15 protein-coding genes are annotated in these 15600 nt (G+C 62.5%); 9 read left to right on the forward strand and 6 right to left on the reverse strand.

The genetic code is table 11. The features are described from left to right. Nucleotides 1–60: 60 nt before the first annotated feature. Both AC1D2G_RS20810 and AC1D2G_RS20815 read right to left on the reverse strand, forming a co-directional pair. Nucleotides 61–1182, reverse strand: coding sequence for an ABC transporter substrate-binding protein (locus tag AC1D2G_RS20810; protein WP_457153860.1), 1122 nt, complete (start codon nucleotides 1180–1182; stop codon nucleotides 61–63). 445 nt (nucleotides 1183–1627) lie between these two features. Further along, nucleotides 1628–1894 (reverse strand): SEL1-like repeat protein, encoded by a 267-nt coding sequence (locus AC1D2G_RS20815; RefSeq protein WP_010915070.1) that lies wholly within the window; start codon nucleotides 1892–1894, stop codon nucleotides 1628–1630. A gap of 449 nt (nucleotides 1895–2343) precedes the next feature. Here AC1D2G_RS20815 and AC1D2G_RS20820 point away from each other — a divergent pair, with 449 nt between their 5' ends. The 6 genes from AC1D2G_RS20820 (at nucleotide 2344) to AC1D2G_RS20845 (ending at nucleotide 6842) form a co-directional block, all read left to right on the forward strand. Beyond that, the gene (locus AC1D2G_RS20820) at nucleotides 2344–2685 is read left to right on the forward strand and encodes a DUF2147 domain-containing protein (protein ID WP_184871246.1); all 342 of its coding nucleotides are present in this window, start codon (nucleotides 2344–2346) and stop codon (nucleotides 2683–2685) included. 225 nt (nucleotides 2686–2910) lie between these two features. Beyond that, the gene (locus AC1D2G_RS20825) at nucleotides 2911–3069 is read left to right on the forward strand and encodes a hypothetical protein (RefSeq protein WP_477416340.1); all 159 of its coding nucleotides are present in this window, start codon (nucleotides 2911–2913) and stop codon (nucleotides 3067–3069) included. Nucleotides 3070–3108: 39 nt separating this feature from the next. Then, nucleotides 3109–3303, forward strand: a complete 195-nt coding sequence (locus AC1D2G_RS20830) for a hypothetical protein (RefSeq protein WP_477416342.1) — start codon at nucleotides 3109–3111, stop codon at nucleotides 3301–3303. 116 nt (nucleotides 3304–3419) lie between these two features. Continuing rightward, a complete protein-coding gene (locus AC1D2G_RS20835) occupies nucleotides 3420–4883 on the forward strand; it encodes an AMP nucleosidase (protein ID WP_477304794.1) in 1464 nt (487 codons plus the stop codon). A gap of 280 nt (nucleotides 4884–5163) precedes the next feature. After that, a complete protein-coding gene (locus AC1D2G_RS20840; protein ID WP_477416344.1) occupies nucleotides 5164–6186 on the forward strand; it encodes an endonuclease/exonuclease/phosphatase family protein in 1023 nt (340 codons plus the stop codon). Nucleotides 6187–6335: 149 nt separating this feature from the next. Next, entirely contained in the window at nucleotides 6336–6842 is a 507-nt protein-coding gene (locus AC1D2G_RS20845; RefSeq protein ID WP_477416346.1) for a GNAT family N-acetyltransferase, read from the forward strand. A 67-nt stretch (nucleotides 6843–6909) separates the two neighbouring features. Here the strand turns inward: AC1D2G_RS20845 and AC1D2G_RS20850 are convergent, their stop codons facing one another. Then, nucleotides 6910–7509, reverse strand: a complete 600-nt coding sequence (locus AC1D2G_RS20850) for a DUF922 domain-containing protein (RefSeq protein ID WP_477416348.1) — start codon at nucleotides 7507–7509, stop codon at nucleotides 6910–6912. A 63-nt stretch (nucleotides 7510–7572) separates the two neighbouring features. Further along, nucleotides 7573–9252: an electron transfer flavoprotein-ubiquinone oxidoreductase gene (locus AC1D2G_RS20855; RefSeq protein ID WP_477416350.1), complete on the reverse strand. Its 1680-nt coding sequence runs from the start codon at nucleotides 9250–9252 to the stop codon at nucleotides 7573–7575. 220 nt (nucleotides 9253–9472) lie between these two features. Here AC1D2G_RS20855 and AC1D2G_RS20860 point away from each other — a divergent pair, with 220 nt between their 5' ends. The 3 genes from AC1D2G_RS20860 to AC1D2G_RS20870 all read left to right on the forward strand — a co-directional run bounded on the left by AC1D2G_RS20860 (nucleotide 9473) and on the right by AC1D2G_RS20870 (nucleotide 12011). Beyond that, nucleotides 9473–10117, forward strand: coding sequence for a hypothetical protein (locus tag AC1D2G_RS20860; protein WP_095081741.1), 645 nt, complete (start codon nucleotides 9473–9475; stop codon nucleotides 10115–10117). A gap of 50 nt (nucleotides 10118–10167) precedes the next feature. Further along, the gene (locus AC1D2G_RS20865) at nucleotides 10168–11040 is read left to right on the forward strand and encodes a uracil-DNA glycosylase (RefSeq protein WP_477416352.1); all 873 of its coding nucleotides are present in this window, start codon (nucleotides 10168–10170) and stop codon (nucleotides 11038–11040) included. Nucleotides 11041–11198: 158 nt separating this feature from the next. Then, nucleotides 11199–12011: a helix-turn-helix domain-containing protein gene (locus AC1D2G_RS20870; RefSeq protein WP_477416354.1), complete on the forward strand. Its 813-nt coding sequence runs from the start codon at nucleotides 11199–11201 to the stop codon at nucleotides 12009–12011. Between the two features lie 95 nt (nucleotides 12012–12106). Here the strand turns inward: AC1D2G_RS20870 and AC1D2G_RS20875 are convergent, their stop codons facing one another. Both AC1D2G_RS20875 and AC1D2G_RS20880 read right to left on the reverse strand, forming a co-directional pair. Beyond that, entirely contained in the window at nucleotides 12107–13081 is a 975-nt protein-coding gene (locus AC1D2G_RS20875) for a DMT family transporter (RefSeq protein ID WP_477416356.1), read from the reverse strand. Between the two features lie 91 nt (nucleotides 13082–13172). Further along, nucleotides 13173–15479, reverse strand: coding sequence for a xanthine dehydrogenase family protein molybdopterin-binding subunit (locus AC1D2G_RS20880; RefSeq protein ID WP_477416358.1), 2307 nt, complete (start codon nucleotides 15477–15479; stop codon nucleotides 13173–13175). Nucleotides 15480–15600 lie beyond the last annotated feature (121 nt).

Genomic DNA, 15600 nt, shown 5'->3' on the forward strand with positions numbered 1-15600 from the left:
AAGAAAAATGGCCGGGACGAACCGGCCATTTCCTTATGCTATGTGGTCGCCCGGCGACGACTACTGCGCGATCGGCGCGTATTTGCCGTCGTGCCACTGGTTGATGTCATAGCTGGCGTTCTTGAGGTCGCCCTTCTCGTCGAAGGTGACGTTGCCGACAACGGTGCTGATCGGCGTGCCGTTCTTCAACGCTTCGGCAACCTTGCCCGGATCGTCGCTGCCGGCACGCTTGACGCCTTCGGCGAAAGCCTGGACCACCGCGTAGGAGAACAGCGTGAAGCCTTCCGGTACGAAGCCGCCCGCCTTGATCTTCTCGACGGCTGCCTTGGCTTCAGGCTTTGCCTGCGGATCCGACGGGAAGACGAACATGGTGCCCTCGCCGGCCGGGCCGGCAACCTGCCAGAATTCCGGCGAAGCGATGGAGTCCGGCATGATCAGCTGGAACTTCAGGTTCTGTTCCGCCGACTGGCGCAGGATCAGACCGGCTTCAGGATGATAACCGCCGAAATAGACGACGTCCGCCTTCAGATCCTTGAGCTTGGTGACGAGAGCCGAATAGTCCTTCTCGCCGGCATTGATGCCGTCATAATACACCTCCTTGAGGCCACCGGCATTCATGGTTGCCCTGACGGCGTCAGCCACGCCCTGTCCGTAGGCGCTCTTGTCGTGCAGGACGACGACGTTCTTGCCGGCAAACTTCTTGGCGATCCATGGGCCTATGAAGGCGCCCTGCGCATCGTCACGGGTATAAAGGCGCATGATTGTCGGCCAGCCGGCCTTGGCCGCGGCGTCGGTCAGCACCGGGTTTGACGAGGCCGGGCTCATCATCAGGGCGCCGGCTTCGGCATAGACGGCAGAGGCCGGGATGCTCGAACCCGAACAGGCATGGCCATCGACGAACTTGACGCCATCGGCGACGATGCGGTTGGCGACCGACACGGCCTGCTTGGGATCGCACTGGTCGTCCTGGATACTCAGCTTGATCTGGCGACCGTCGACACCACCCGCCGCATTGATCGCGTCAGCAGCGGCCTGTGCGCCCTGCTTGAACTGATCGCCGATGGTGGCGAGCTGTCCGGTCATCGGACCGACCACCGCAAAGGTGAGGTCGTCGGCGAATGCGACCGGCGCACTCATCATCAGGCCAAAAACGGCCGCGCTCAAAATACTCATTTTTTTCATGGTGATAGAACTCCTCCACTCACGCGCGGCCGCCCGGCCGCGCTTCTTCCAGAGAGGCGGGACAATTTCATCCTTCACCGGGCCTGTCTAGGCGCATCGGCAGCACTCGATTGGGCCTGCAAGACGTCATCCACGCAAAAAAGCCACGCCAGCCTTGTTTCGGCTGGTCGTGGCTTTTTTGCTCGTCAAGCGGCCCCAAGCGCCCCCGCGCCCCGAAATCCCGCTCGCCTTCCCCGCATCGCGCGACTAAGCCAGGCCGGCCTGTCGCGTTCTTCTCATCTCTTGTTTGAGCCTGATTTCCGAAAACCGGATTCCACTTTTCGGGATCGTGCTCCAGGTCGTCGACCGTCTTGCGCGGCCTTCCATTCCGCCGGGTCTGGCCGTCTTTGCGGTCTTGATCCCGGGCTTCCCTGTCTTGGATAGGTCTATCCGCGGTCGGCGGATCTCAGTGCATGGTCATCCATTCGCGAGCTTCGCGAAGCGCCTTGGCGATCTCGACCTTCGACATCGCCGCCGACAGTTCGGAGCGCAGTTCCGCAGCGCGGGCCGAACCCTTGATCGCGGCGATGTTGAACCATTTGTGAGCGGCAACGACATCGGTCTCGCAATCGCGGCCAGTCGCATACATCATGCCCAGTTCGAAAAGGATGTCGGCCTGGGCAGTTGCCCCCATGGCGCCGAAGCCTGCTTCAAGCATTTCAAAACGTGCCATTTCAATCCCCTGTTCTTGGCCCTGTCCGGCTCCCGAGAGCTGCCTTCGTTTGTCCTTGCGGGCTGCTCTTCCGATGCTTTCGAGAATGCCGTGGAGGCTTGAATCCGTCGTTAAATGGCGTGCTTAATTTGAGGAAAACAAAGCTAAAACAAGAGGTAAACGCGGAAATTCATTAAGGATACAAAGCCAGCAATCGGGCCGGTTTTCTTCAAATTCGACGAAAATTTTCGCGGCAGGAATCAACACTCCGCTAACCACGGGAAACAAACACGATCCGCGGATGCTTTCCTTTCTTGCCCGTACGGCCGCGTGGGCGCGCCTTCAGAATCCCGAAATCTTACGCGGCGGCACCACTTTTGTTTTGCCGGGAGCTGGATTAGCTTACGTTTGCGTAAGCGGCAGACCGGCGAGGGCGGAGCGTCGGCCGGATATCCAAAGGGAGGAAGCCCATGTTTCGAAAAGTGAGCCTGGCCCTGGCGGCCACATTGATCATGGCGGGTGCGGCGTGGGCCGATCCGATCGAAGGCAATTGGAAGACACAGGCGGGAGATACCGCAGCCATCGCAGGCAGCGACACGTTTTCCATCACGCTCAAGTCCGGCAAATTTGCCGGCAAGACCATCGGTTCGCTCAAGGCGGCCGGCGACAACAAATATGCCGGCAACATCACCGATCCGGCAAACGACAAGACCTATTCAGGCAAGGCGACATTGTCGGGCACCTCGCTCAAGATGAGCGGCTGCGTCCTTGGCGGACTGATCTGCAAGAGCCAGACCTGGCACAAGCTCTGATCGACCGCATCCTCACGACATGAAAACGGGGCCTCGACAGGCCCCGTTTTTGTTTGTCCAGGCGCGAGGAGCTCGTGCCTGGTTCGACTAACACTGCGCCGGCCAGGCTGACGCCGGCACCGCCAAAATCCGATCAACCAATTTAAACCGCAGATGAACGCCGGCATCAGAGCCGGTTCAGTCGCGCTCGGGCATTCTCCTGCGTGTTGAAGGAGACACGACCCAATGCTTGCTCGCCGCTTCACCATCGTCTGCCTGATGATGAGCCTGTTTGGAATGTTCTTCGCCATCCTCGTCGCCGAAACGGGCCGTCCGGCCCGCGCCTGGGACGAAGCCGGCTCCAGGACCTGCCACCTCGCCTGCCCCAACCACCTTCGCAACTGAACAAAGAAACCAAGACCTCGAAAAGAAAAGCAGAACACCATGAACCGCATCGCCGCCAACACTCTCAAGACCCTTCGGCTTCTGCCGCGGGCGGCGCTTATCCTGATGGTTCTGGCTGCTCCGGTTCTGGCCGTGCCGACGATGCGCGCCGATACCGGTTCGACGATCGAAGCGCCCGCCTTGAGGAAGTCCGGTGTCGGCTTCGTGCTCCTGGTCAGCCTACAGCGCGGTTGAAGAAAAAGGACGCTTTGGCCGCCTTCGGTCGCGACACCCCTCCCAAGAGCCGATCCAAGTCTCTATATTGAGCCATGGAAAAGCGAATCTACCCACAAGCCATCGAATCGGTCGTCATGCCGGAGCCTTTTGGCCGGCAAAGCTTTGATAGCCCCAAAAAGGCCGTCGCCGCACTGCAGGCGTTGTACGACCGCAACACCAAGTTCCTGCGCGATTCCTTCGCGGCACTGGCGACAGCGGGCGGCGACAACAGCAAGCGCTACCGCGCCTTCTACCCCGAGATCGGTGTCACCACCAATTCGTTCACCCAGATCGACTCGCGCCAGGCCTACGGCCATATGCCGACGCCGGGACATTTTTCGACCACCGTCACCCAGCCGGGCCTGTTCGAGAGCTACCTGGTCGAGCAGTTGCGCCTGATCATGCGCAATCATGGTGTCGCGGTCACCGTGTCGGAATCGACCACCCCTATTCCGCTGCACTTCGCCTTTCTTGAAGGCACCCATGTCGACGGCTCGGCCGCCGAACGCATCAAACGGCCGATCCGCGACCTGTTCGACGTGCCGGACCTCGACGGCACCGACGACCAGATCGCCAACGGCACTTTCGAAGTAGCCTTCGGCGAACCACGGCCATTGGCGCCCTTCACGGCGCAGCGCATCGACTATTCGCTGCACCGCCTGTCGCACTATACGGCGACCACGCCGCAGCATTTCCAGAACTTCGTGCTGTTCACCAACTACCAGTTCTACATCGACGAGTTCGTTGCCCGGGCGCGCGACCTAATGGCCGGCGGCGGCGGCGGATATAGCGAATTCGTCGAGCCGGGCAATGTCATCACCAAGGGCGGGCAAAGCGCGCCCAGCGAAGGGGTCGCGCCGCCACGCCTGCCACAGATGCCTGCCTATCATCTGAAGAAGCCGAACCATGGCGGCATCACCATGGTCAATATCGGCGTCGGGCCCTCCAACGCCAAGACCATCACCGACCATATCGCGGTGCTGAGGCCGCATGCCTGGGTGATGCTTGGCCACTGCGCCGGGCTGCGCAACACCCAGGCGCTTGGCGACTATGTGCTGGCGCATGCCTATGTGCGCGAGGATCACGTTCTCGACGACGATCTTCCGGTCTGGGTGCCGATCCCGCCGCTGGCCGAGATCCAGGTTGCGCTGCAGGAGGCGGTTGCCGAGGTCACCGGCCTGTCTGGCTATGACCTCAAGCGCATCATGCGCACCGGCACCGTCGCCACCATCGACAACCGCAACTGGGAGCTGCGCGACCAGCGCGGACCGGTGCAGCGCCTGTCACAGTCGCGCGCCATCGCGCTCGATATGGAATCGGCGACCATCGCGGCCAATGGCTTCCGCTTCCGCGTGCCCTACGGCACGCTGCTGTGCGTTTCGGACAAACCCCTGCATGGCGAACTGAAGCTGCCCGGCATGGCGACCGAGTTCTACAAGCGGCAGGTGGCGCAGCACCTGACCATCGGCATCCGGGCGATGGAGAAACTCGCGGAAATGCCTATGGAGCGGCTGCATTCGCGCAAGCTGAGAAGTTTTTCGGAGACGGCGTTCCAATAGGCCGATCGCGCATCGCGTAGAGCGTGTCTCGTTGAAACCGCCGCGCACCTTTTGGGCGACATGCATTTGTTTTATGCATGTCGTTGCCCTAAACCACTAGGCACTTTTGGTCGACATGCATTTGTTTTATGCATGTCGTTGCCCCAAAACCGCTGGGCACTTTTGGGCGACATGCATTGGGCATCCAGTCATCTTGATTGGGCCGCATTTTTGCCGATAACCGTGCAGCACCACAGTTGGCAACTCGTGCAGACCTGAGCCGATGAGACGCAGTCGAGACATGGCAGCTTCACTGGCATTCATCGCGATGATGATGTTCTCGGTTGCCCTGGTCGCCGGGTTCTTCGGCGCCTTGCACCCGGCCTTCGATTCCTTCTCGCATTTCCGCGTTCACCTTGCCGTGCTGATGGCGCTTTGCGCGCTGCCGCTGCTGGCCACGACATTTCGCCTGCAAGCCGCCGCTGCGTTGCTCTTTGCCGTGGCGGCTATTGCCACCACAATCAGCGCGCTGCCGCAGCTGTGGCCGGTGGAAGCGGTCGCCAAGCCGGCTGGCCAGATGGTCTACAAGCTGCTGCAGATGAACCTGCGCTACGACAATCCAACGCCGAAGAAGGTGCTGTCGCTGATCGGCCGGACCAATCCCGACGTGATCACCCTCGACGAGGTGTCGGCGATGTGGACGACCGAGCTTGGCTATATCAGCAGCGCCTATCCATACCGGATCCTCTGCCCCTACCCCAACGGCATATTCGGCGTCGCGTTGCTCTCGCGGCGGCCCTTTGCCGCCGGCACCGAACCGCATTGCGAGCGGCGCGGCGCCATGGCGACAGCGACCGTCGACTTCGGCGGCATTGGCGTCGATGTCGCGGCGATCCATCTCAGCTGGCCTTGGCCACGCGAGCAGCACTGGCAGATCGGTGAGCTTACCGAATCGCTCTCATCGCTCGGCGAGACAGCCATCATGGCGGGCGACTGCAACGCCGTGCCATGGAGCGCCGCAGTGCGCCGCGTCGCCGCGCTCGGCGGGCTGACCGTCATGCCATCAGCCGGACCGACCTGGACATACATCAAGTTGCCGGACTTCCTGCGGCGTTTCGCCGGCCTGCCGATCGACCAGGTTTTCAGCAAGGGCGGGGTAACCATTCATTCTGCGACACGTTTGGAAGAAACCGGCTCGGACCATCTGCCGGTGCTGGTCGAGTTCACGCTCAGGCTGAACGAGCAAAAGCCGACCGACGAACACGAGACCGCGACTGTGTCGCTGATATCGGCCGGAAATTCGCGAAACGGATATCGGGGTTAGAGGCCGTTTGAAGATGGTCCTTCCGACAACCGGATTCCACTTTTTGGGATCATGCCCTACGGTCAGAGTTTGGACCCTTGGCGTGTTCGATTTGACATGGCTCGATGGTCCGCCGAAGGTCGGTTAGCTCAACATACGGGGTGCTATGCATGTCCCCCAGCTTTATCGTCAGACGCGCCACGCCAGAGGACGAAGCTGGGGTAAGCGAGTTGCTTCTCGCTTCCTATCCCGGCTTGATGCGCACGGCATACGATCAGACCATTCTTGAAGCTGCGCTGCCTTTGATCACTCGCGCAAACCCTGCGTTGCTTTCGGCTGGCACCTACTATCTCGCGGTCAATGAAGATGGCTTTGCCGCCGGCTGCGGCGGTTGGTCCCGGGAACGTCCGGGAAGCTCCGAGGTGAAGCCCGAACTCGCGCACATCCGACATTTCGCCACTCGTCCCGAATGGCTGGGCCGCGGGATCGGGCGCCAGCTTTACCGGCGTTGCGAAGAAGATGCACGCTCGTCCGGTGTGCGCCGCTTCGAATGCCAGGCAAGTCTCAACGCAGAAGGGTTCTATGCAGCCTTGGGCTTCATCTCGGTAGGGCGGATCGAAGTGCGCATTGGCCCCGGGCCGATGTTGCAGTCCGTCCTGATGGAACGGACCATTTGACTGTCAAGCCTGGCGCTCTGTGCTCGTTCCCGTCGACCGGGCAGCCAATTTGAGTGAGTTTTTGCCCCTAAGGCCGCTCCAGGGCCTCGACCAGATATTCCACGTGACCGCCTTCCCGGTGTTCGCGCGCGTCGAAGGCATTCTGCCTGGCTTCATAGTCGACAAAAACCGCGTCGATCCGCCGCCGCGCCTCACGCCGTGCCTTGGAACACTGGGAGTCATTGGGGATTGTCAGGCCCCTGAGCGACTTCTCGGTCGCACGCATCATCTGCCTGGCAATGTCGCCATGGGTCTCCTCATGCGTGCGAACGCCGGCGAAGAAACGCGCCCAGCGCTTGTCGAGGGCCGGCGGGAGGGCGGACGCGACACGGGGGTAGGTAAAATTCAGGTTGAGCGTTCCGTTGACTTGCCCGATGCGGCAGGTGCCCTTGACCTCAACAAGGTCGAACTCCCAAGCCTTTGTATAGCTGGTCTGTGCGATGGCGCGAGCCATGAAGCCATGCCTCGGCCCGTTGCTGTCCATGGACTCGATCAGAGCCTCTCCGGTCTTGCCGGAGATGTCGTATGTCTGCGTCTTGACCAGGATTTTCACGCCTGCCGATGCAGCCGTCGCGGAACCGCACAAGGCGCCAACGATCGCCAGACCTGAAAGAATGAGCAAGCGCATATCCGGCTCCTTTCCAACGACGATGGGTGGACTGGCGGCACAGTACCGCCAGCGCGGTCCACTTTACATGCCTTGGTAGACCGGTCCCTCGCCGCCCTGCGGTGGGACCCAGTTGATGTTCTGGTTCGGATCCTTGATGTCGCAGGTTTTGCAGTGGACGCAGTTCTGCGCGTTGATGACGAAGCGCACGTCCTTCGCCGCCGGATCGGCGGCGGCGTTGCCATCCTTGTCTACCCACTCATAAACGCCAGCCGGACAATAGCGCGTCGAGGGTCCGGCAAAGACATCGTGTTCGGAGCGCTGCTGCAGGGCCATGTCGCCGACCAGCAGATGCACCGGCTCGTTTTCCTCGTGATTGGTGTTCGACAGGAACACCGAGGACAAGCGGTCGAAGGTCAGCACGCCGTCGGGCTTCGGATAGGCGATCTTCTGGTGCTGGGCGGCAGGCTCAAGCGTCGCATAGTCGGCCTTGCCATGCTTCAGCGTGCCGAAGGGCGAGACGCCGAACAGCGTGTTCAGCCACATATCGAGGCCGCCCAGACCGACGCCGACGATGGTGCCGAATCGCGACCATAGCGGTTTGACATTGCGCACCTTCTTCAGGTCCTTGCCAATGTCGGTCGCCCGCCAGGCCGCTTCGTAGGAAGCGAGCTCGTCATTGGCGCGACCGGCTCCGATCGCCTCGGCGACATGTTCGGCCGCCAGCATGCCGGACAGCACCGCATTGTGTGAGCCCTTGATGCGCGGCACGTTGACGAAACCGGCCGCGCAGCCCATCAGCGCGCCACCGGGGAACGACAGTTTCGGCACCGACTGCCAGCCGCCTTCGGTGATGGCGCGCGCACCATAGCCCAGGCGCTTGGCACCCTCGAAGGTGCCTCTGATCGCCGGATGCGTCTTGAAACGCTGGAACTCCTCGAACGGCGACAGCCAGGGGTTCTTGTAATTGAGGTGGAGCACGAAGCCCACCGCCACCTGGTTGTCCTCGAGATGGTAGAGGAACGAGCCGCCGCCGGTCTTCATGTCGAGCGGCCAGCCGAAGGAATGCTGGACCAGCCCCGGCCGGTGGTTTTCCGGCTTGACCTGCCAGAGTTCCTTGAGGCCGATGCCGTATTTGCCGGGCTCGCGGCCATCGGACAGCTTGTATTTGGCGATCAACTGCTTGGCGAGCGAACCGCGCGCCCCCTCGCCGATCAGCACATATTTGCCCATCAGCGCCATGCCAGGCGCAAAGCCCGGGCCGTGCGTACCGTCCTTCTCGACGCCCATGTCGCCGGTGACGACGCCGGTGACGGCGCCTTCCTCATTGTAGAGCAAGTCGGCCGCGGCAAAGCCCGGATATATCTCGACGCCAAGCGCCTCGGCCTTGGTCGCCAGCCAGCGGCAGACATTGCCCAGCGAAACGATGTAGTTGCCGTGATTGTTCATAAGCGGCGGCATCAGGATATTGGGCAGACGGAACGAGCCGGCCGGACCAAGCACCAGGAAATGATCGTCGGTCACCGGCGTCTTGAAAGGATGGCCTTCCTCGTCGCGCCAGCCCGGCAGCAGCCGGTCGATGCCGATCGGATCGACGACGGCGCCGGAGAGGATATGGGCGCCGACCTCGCCGCCCTTTTCCAGGACGACGACCGAGAGTTCGGGATTGACCTGCTTGAGGCGGATGGCGGCGGCAAGGCCGGCCGGGCCGGCGCCGACAATGACCACGTCGAATTCCATGCTTTCGCGTTCGATGTCGCTCATCAACCCCTCCGCACTGGCTTATCCCATTCGGGTATCTTGCTGGCTCCTGCGCTGCATAGCGCATCAATTGGCGACAGGAAACCGGCGCATACGTGACAATGCCGTTTTGGCCAAAAAGTCGCGCATCGCGTGGGCTTAGTGGCTGTTTTCGTCTTGCAGGGCCGTCTGCGCCTACGTTTTTAATTGTTCGACGGCTCGCTTATCGGCCATACTTCATACCATGCGCATTCCTGGGCCAGGCGGCTTTTCATCGACGCGCTTTCCATCGACGCCCGGCCGGGCCTGCCGGGCGCTTCTTTTGGCCCTTCCGATGCTGGCACCGGGTCACGTTGCCGCGGACGAGGTGAAGGTCTGGGCGACGGGCGCCTACTCCTTCTCCGACGAGCTCGGCGGCTTCCACATCACCGGCGCTTCGGGCATCGGCACCAAGGACGATCCGCTGGTCATCACCGAAGAGCTGAATTCGTCAACGCCGGTGACGCTGACCATCCGCACGACAAAGCCGATCCAGGCCTTCGGCAAGGCCGGCGAATTCGCCAATGGCGTCATGTATATGCGCATCGACGTACTCAACAACAGCGGCCAGGCCTGGGTCGAATTCCAGTTCGAGCTACAGGAAATCCTGAACCAGCCAAGCGTGTTCGGCGACGGACTTTCGTTCGACCAGCGCAACAAGACACCCGACAATATCTGGTCGAGCAGCTTCGCCGATTTCGATCGCGATTTCGAACCCTATGATCGCCTGCTGTTCAAGAACGGCAAGGTCGACCCTCTGAAAACCGCCAGGTTCGAATTCCTGATGACCGACTATACGCCGCGCTGGACCTTCTATCTGGTGCAGGACCCACGCATACCGACGGGCTAGAGCAAGCGGCCAGCCTTGCAAATTCCCGTCATGCGGACGAATGTGCCGCCATGACTGCCGCTTCCCCAATCAACAGACAGGACCTTGCCGACCTGCTGGCCTTTTATGCCAGCGCCGGTGTCGACGAGGCGCTTGAAGACCAGCCGGTGAACCGGTTCGCAGAGGCGCCCAAACCGGCGGAGCGGCCGGTGGCGCCGTCCACCGACGCCGTTGCGCCACCTGGTTCGACGGACGCGTCGCGCCCCGAGCCGGCCGACAGAGCAAATCTTCCGCCCGTGGCGCGTGCACCGTCGATAACCGCTGCGGTTCCCGACGAGGTGCAGGCGGCGCTGGCGCGCCACCTGGCAACGACGGCAACGACTCTGGACGAGCTTCGCCAGCACATGGCAGCCTTCGACGGTTGCAATCTCAAGGCCACCGCCAAGAACCTGGTGTTCGCCGACGGCAACCCGGAGGCCGCCGTCATGCTGGTGGGCGAAGCCCCCGGCCGCGACGAGGACATCGAGGGCCTGCCCTTCGTCGGCCGCTCGGGCCGGCTGCTCGACCGCATGCTGGCGGCGATCGGGCTCGACCGCACGTCGGTCTATATCGCCAACGTCATTCCGTGGCGGCCGCCGGGCAATCGCACGCCGACGCCGCACGAGACCGAGATCTGCCGGCCGTTCATCGAGCGGCAGATCGAGCTGGTCAATCCGAAGGTGCTGATCAACCTCGGCGGCCCGTCGGCCAAGACCTTGCTCTACACTTCGGAAGGCATCTTGCGGCTGCGCGGCAACTGGCGCGTCCACACGACAGCTTCCGGCATCGCCATCCCGGCCATGCCAACGCTGCATCCGGCCTATCTCCTGCGGACCCCATCGCACAAGAAGCTGGCATGGCGGGATTTCCTCGAAGTGAAGGCGAAGCTGCGGGCACTCGCCTAAAAGCGCGTCGCGTTGAAACAGATTCAGGCGACGCGCTTTGGTCTTTGTTTTTATGCATGTTGCTGCCCCTAAACCGAGGCCCCTTTTGGGCGACATGCATCCAGCGATGACCTCGCAGGTAATTGAAATACGGCTCTCGCCGGCCTAGTCATTCGCTCATGACAACACCCCAAAATTCCGCCGGCAGCCTCATTCGGGAATGGCGCACCCGCCGTCGCATGAGCCAGCTCGACCTCGCCATGGAAGCCGAAATCTCGCAGCGCCATCTGAGCTTCGTCGAGAGCGGGCGTGCCGCGCCCTCGCGCGACATGGTGCTGCATCTGGCCGAGCAATTGTCGATCCCGCTCCGGCAGCGCAACCAGTTGTTGCTTGCCGCAGGCTTTGCGCCGAGCTTCGGCGAGCGGTCGCTCAGCGACACGACGCTGGCGCCCGCAATGGCGGCCGTCGAGATCGTGCTCAAGGGACACGAGCCCTTCCCGGCGCTCGCCGTCGACAGGCACTGGAACCTGGTTTCGGCGAATGCCGCCATCGCTCCCTTCCTTGCCGATGTCAGCGAGGCTTCGCTGCTGGCGCCGCCGGTCAACGTGCTTCGGCTCAGCCTGCATCCGGGCGGCGTCGCACCGCGCATCGTCAATCTCAAGGAATGGCGCACGCACCTGCTCGAGCGCCTCAAACACCAGAACGACGCCAGCGGCGACCCGGTGCTGATCGACCTGGAGCGCGAACTGCGGACTTATCCGTCCGGCTTGAACGGCAGCCGGCCGGCGCCGGTCGAGCCGAATGCCATAGTGCACCCGCTCAGGCTGGCGCATGGCGATCAGGTGCTGTCGTTCATCAGCACCATCACAGTGTTCGGGACGCCGCTCGACGTGACGCTGTCGGAACTGGCGATCGAATCGTTTTTCCCGGCCGACGAACAGACGAGGACGGTGCTGGTGCGGCTGGCGAAGGAGCGGGCCGAACGATCGTAACAGGGAAGCCTGACCCGGCCCTTCGCTTTCGCTCGGGGCGTTCGTCGTTCGGAAAGCCAAGCAATTGGCTTTCCGTCCGCTATGCGGACCTCTCCTCACCCCTGAGGCAGAGTCGCCCGTCGCGTGCGGGTGCGCTGCAGACCAAGCTGGCGCTCGCGCCAGATGATGAAGATCCCGGCGGCAACGACGATCAGGCCACCGACCAGCATGTTGAGCGTGGCAACGTCGCCAAAGACGACATAACCGACGACGACGCCAAGGATCATCGAGGTGTATTCGAAGGGCGCCACGACCGAGGCTTCGGCATGGCGATAGGCCGAAGTCATCAGGATCTGGCCGAGGCCGCCGCAGAAGCCGGCAGCGACAAGAAGAGCCGCCTGGAGCGGCGTCAGCGCCTGCCAGCCGAACGGCAACGAGAGCAGTGCCATGACGCTCGCCGTCACCGAAAACCACAGCACGATGGTCGCGGTGCGTTCGCTTTGCACGAGGTTGCGCACGAGCAGCATGGCAACGGCCGAGATCGCCGCCGCGACAAGAGCGGCGATGACGCCGAGCACCTCCTGGTCGTCAAGCGCCTCGTCGGAGCTCAGCAGCGTCAGTTCCGGCCAGGAGATGATCAGCACGCCGACGAGGCCGACGGCGACCGCGCTCCAGCGATAGACGCGGATGGCTTCGCCGAGGAAGATCGAACTGAACACCACCACCAGCAGCGGCTGCGCGTAGTTCAGCGTGATCGCCTCGGGCAGCGGCAGCCGCGTCAGCGCGAAAAAGCCAAGTCCCATGGCGCAGACGCCGACGACACCGCGCGCAATGTGATTGAGCGGGCGCTTGGTCGAAAACGCAGTGCCGAGTTTTCCCTTGAAGGCGAGAAAGGCAATGATCGGAAAGATGGCGAAGAAGGAGCGGAAGAAGACGATCTGGCCCGCCGGCACGGTGCCCGCCGCCTTGATGCAGGTCGACATGCCGACGAAGACCGCCACCGAAACGATCTTGAGCGTGATGCCGGTGAGCGTGCTGTGCCCGACGGGATGGTCGCTGGCTGCTGCGGCCTGACCTGGTTTTGCTGTCACGAGTCTGATCCATCCCGATATGATCGGAATGGATCTCTGTTTTCTTGCCTGACCATAGTCTTTTCCGAAAACCGGTTCCCACTTTTCGGGATCATGGTCTAGCCGCTCCCCGGATCGTTGCCCAGATGCGCGCTGGCGTCGCCGGCATGTCGATGTGCTTGACACCGTAGGCGCGCCAGAGCGCGTCCGTCACCGCGTTGAGTGCCGCCGGCGTCGAGCCGATGGTGCCGGCTTCGCCTGCCCCCTTGATGCCCAGCGCATTGGTGGTCGAAGGCACGTTGCGGGTCTCGAAATGGAAGAACGGGAAATTGTCGGCGCGCGGCATGGCGTAATCCATGAAGCTCGCCGTCAACAGCTGTCCATCCTCGCCGTAGATGGTGTCCTCGGTCAGCGCCTGGCCAATGCCTTGCACCACGCCGCCATGCACCTGACCGGCGAGCAGGATCGGATTCACGGTGACGCCGAAATCGTCGACAATGGTGTAGCGGACGATGTCGGTGGTGCCGGTGTCGGGGTCGATCTCGACCTCGCAGATATGGGTGCCGTTGGGATAGGTGCACTCGTCCTGCTCGAACTCGCCGAACCCCTTGAGATCATCCGGCGTCCTGGCGGCCTTGGCGATGGCGGAAAAATCGATCGTGCGATCGGTGCCGACGATGCGGGCAACGCCGTCCGACAATTCGATGTCGCCGGCCGAGGCCTCCAGCTCATCGGCGGCGATGCGCTTGATCTTGTTGGCCAGATCCTCACCGGCGCGCGACGCCGAAACGCCACCGAGCGGAATGGAGCGCGAGCCGCCAGTGCCGCCGCCGGCCTTCAGCTCGTCGGTATCCCCCTGGCGGACATGGATCTTGTCAATGTCGAGATTGAGCTTTTCCGACAGGAACTGCGCGTAGGCGGTGGCATGCCCCTGCCCGTTGGTCTGAGTGCCGATCTTCAACGTCACCGTGCCGTCGCCGTTGAGTTCGACAAAGGCCGGTTCCGACCCCGGAAAGGCGCAGGCCTCGATATAGGTCGCCATGCCGAGGCCGCGGATCTTTCCACCTGCTTTCGACTGTTCGAGCCGCTGCGGAAAGGCCTTCCATTCCGCCTGTTCGATGGCGCGGGTCATATGGCCTTCAAACTCGCCAGTGTCGTAGAGGCGGCCGGTCTGCGTGCGGTAGGGAAATTGTTCAGGCCGGATGAAATTGCGGCGCCGGATTTCTTCGACGGGCAGACCCAGATCGTGGGCGCAGGCATCGACTAGCTTTTCCAGCAGGAACGCCGCTTCCGGCCGGCCCGCGCCGCGATAGGCATCGACCGGGCAGGTGTTGGTGTAGAGGCCGGTGACCGACACGTCGAGCGCCTGGATGTCGTAGACGCCGGTCGACATGGTGACGCCGATATAGGGAATGTAGGGACCGTATTGCGAGACATAGGCGCCCATATTGGCGAGCAGGTCCACCTTCATGCCAAGGAAGCGGCCATCCTTGTCCAGCGCCATCTCGGCCTTCACGACATTGTCGCGGCCTTGCGCGTCGGTCAGGAAGTGTTCGGTGCGGTCGCCGGCCCATTTCACCGGACGGCCAAGCCGCTTCGCCGCCTCGAGCACCAGCGGGTATTCGCGGTAGACGAAGCTCTTCGGCCCGAAACCGCCGCCGACATCCGGCGTGATGACACGCAACTGGTCCTTCTTGATCTTGAACAGGCTGGCGAGGATGTACTGCATGGAATGCACGCCCTGTGATCCCGTGGTCAGCACGAAGCGGTTCTCCTCAACGTTCCACTCGCCGATCGCCGAGCGCGGCTCCATGTAGTTGCAGACCAGCCGGTTGTTGACGAATTCGATGCGGGTGACATGGGCGGCCCTGGCGAAAGCCGCGTCCGTCTTTTTCTTGTCGCCCGTATGGTAGCTGAAGGCCCGATTCGAGCCGAGTTCCGGCCAGACCAGCGGCGTATCTTCGGCGAGCGCCGTCGCCGTTCCGGACGCCGCATCTTCGCTGTCATAGTCGACGTCGATCAGTTCGGCGGCATCCTGCGCCAAAGCGCGGCTGTCGGCGACAACGAAGGCAACGGCGTCGCCGACATAGTTGACGCGGTCACGGCACAGGACCGGAATGTCGCGGGTCGGCGCCTTGGTGCCGTCCGGCTGTTGCTGCATGACGCCGGACTTGAGATCGCCGAGATGGGCAAGGTCCTTGCCGATCAGCACCAGATGCACGCCGGGTGCTGTCTTCGCCGCCTCGGTCGAACCGATGGTGAAGCTGGCCTTGGCGACCGGCGAGCGCAGGACATAGCCATGCAGGACGCCAGCCGGCTGGATGTCGTCGGTGTAGCGGCCCTGGCCCTGGATAAAGGCAGCATCCTCGCGCCGCAGCACGGATGCGCCCATCCCGAATTTCGGCGTGACGACGGTCATGGAGGCCTCGTGATGATGAATGGGAGGAGGAACGCCTGAAATAGGCGCCGTCTCAGTTTTGTCGAGGGGCTGTTTCGTGTAAAGAGCGCGGACTTCAAATTTCTTGGACCAGCGGAAACAA

The sequence above is a fragment of the Mesorhizobium sp. P2_C7 genome, assembly GCF_056404515.1.

Excerpts from the sequence above, each read along its gene's own strand:
- AC1D2G_RS20810 (WP_457153860.1), bottom strand. The coding sequence starts at position 1,182 with ATGAAAAAAATGAGTATTTTGAGCGCGGCCGTTTTTGGCCTGATGATG.
- AC1D2G_RS20815 (WP_010915070.1), bottom strand. The coding sequence starts at position 1,894 with ATGGCACGTTTTGAAATGCTTGAAGCAGGCTTCGGCGCCATGGGGGCA.
- AC1D2G_RS20820 (WP_184871246.1), top strand. The coding sequence starts at position 2,344 with ATGTTTCGAAAAGTGAGCCTGGCCCTGGCGGCCACATTGATCATGGCG.
- AC1D2G_RS20825 (WP_477416340.1), top strand. The coding sequence starts at position 2,911 with ATGCTTGCTCGCCGCTTCACCATCGTCTGCCTGATGATGAGCCTGTTT.
- AC1D2G_RS20830 (WP_477416342.1), top strand. The coding sequence starts at position 3,109 with ATGAACCGCATCGCCGCCAACACTCTCAAGACCCTTCGGCTTCTGCCG.
- AC1D2G_RS20835 (WP_477304794.1), top strand. The coding sequence starts at position 3,420 with ATGCCGGAGCCTTTTGGCCGGCAAAGCTTTGATAGCCCCAAAAAGGCC.
- AC1D2G_RS20840 (WP_477416344.1), top strand. The coding sequence starts at position 5,164 with ATGGCAGCTTCACTGGCATTCATCGCGATGATGATGTTCTCGGTTGCC.
- AC1D2G_RS20845 (WP_477416346.1), top strand. The coding sequence starts at position 6,336 with ATGTCCCCCAGCTTTATCGTCAGACGCGCCACGCCAGAGGACGAAGCT.
- AC1D2G_RS20850 (WP_477416348.1), bottom strand. The coding sequence starts at position 7,509 with ATGCGCTTGCTCATTCTTTCAGGTCTGGCGATCGTTGGCGCCTTGTGC.
- AC1D2G_RS20855 (WP_477416350.1), bottom strand. The coding sequence starts at position 9,252 with ATGAGCGACATCGAACGCGAAAGCATGGAATTCGACGTGGTCATTGTC.
- AC1D2G_RS20860 (WP_095081741.1), top strand. The coding sequence starts at position 9,473 with ATGCGCATTCCTGGGCCAGGCGGCTTTTCATCGACGCGCTTTCCATCG.
- AC1D2G_RS20865 (WP_477416352.1), top strand. The coding sequence starts at position 10,168 with ATGACTGCCGCTTCCCCAATCAACAGACAGGACCTTGCCGACCTGCTG.
- AC1D2G_RS20870 (WP_477416354.1), top strand. The coding sequence starts at position 11,199 with ATGACAACACCCCAAAATTCCGCCGGCAGCCTCATTCGGGAATGGCGC.
- AC1D2G_RS20880 (WP_477416358.1), bottom strand. The coding sequence starts at position 15,479 with ATGACCGTCGTCACGCCGAAATTCGGGATGGGCGCATCCGTGCTGCGG.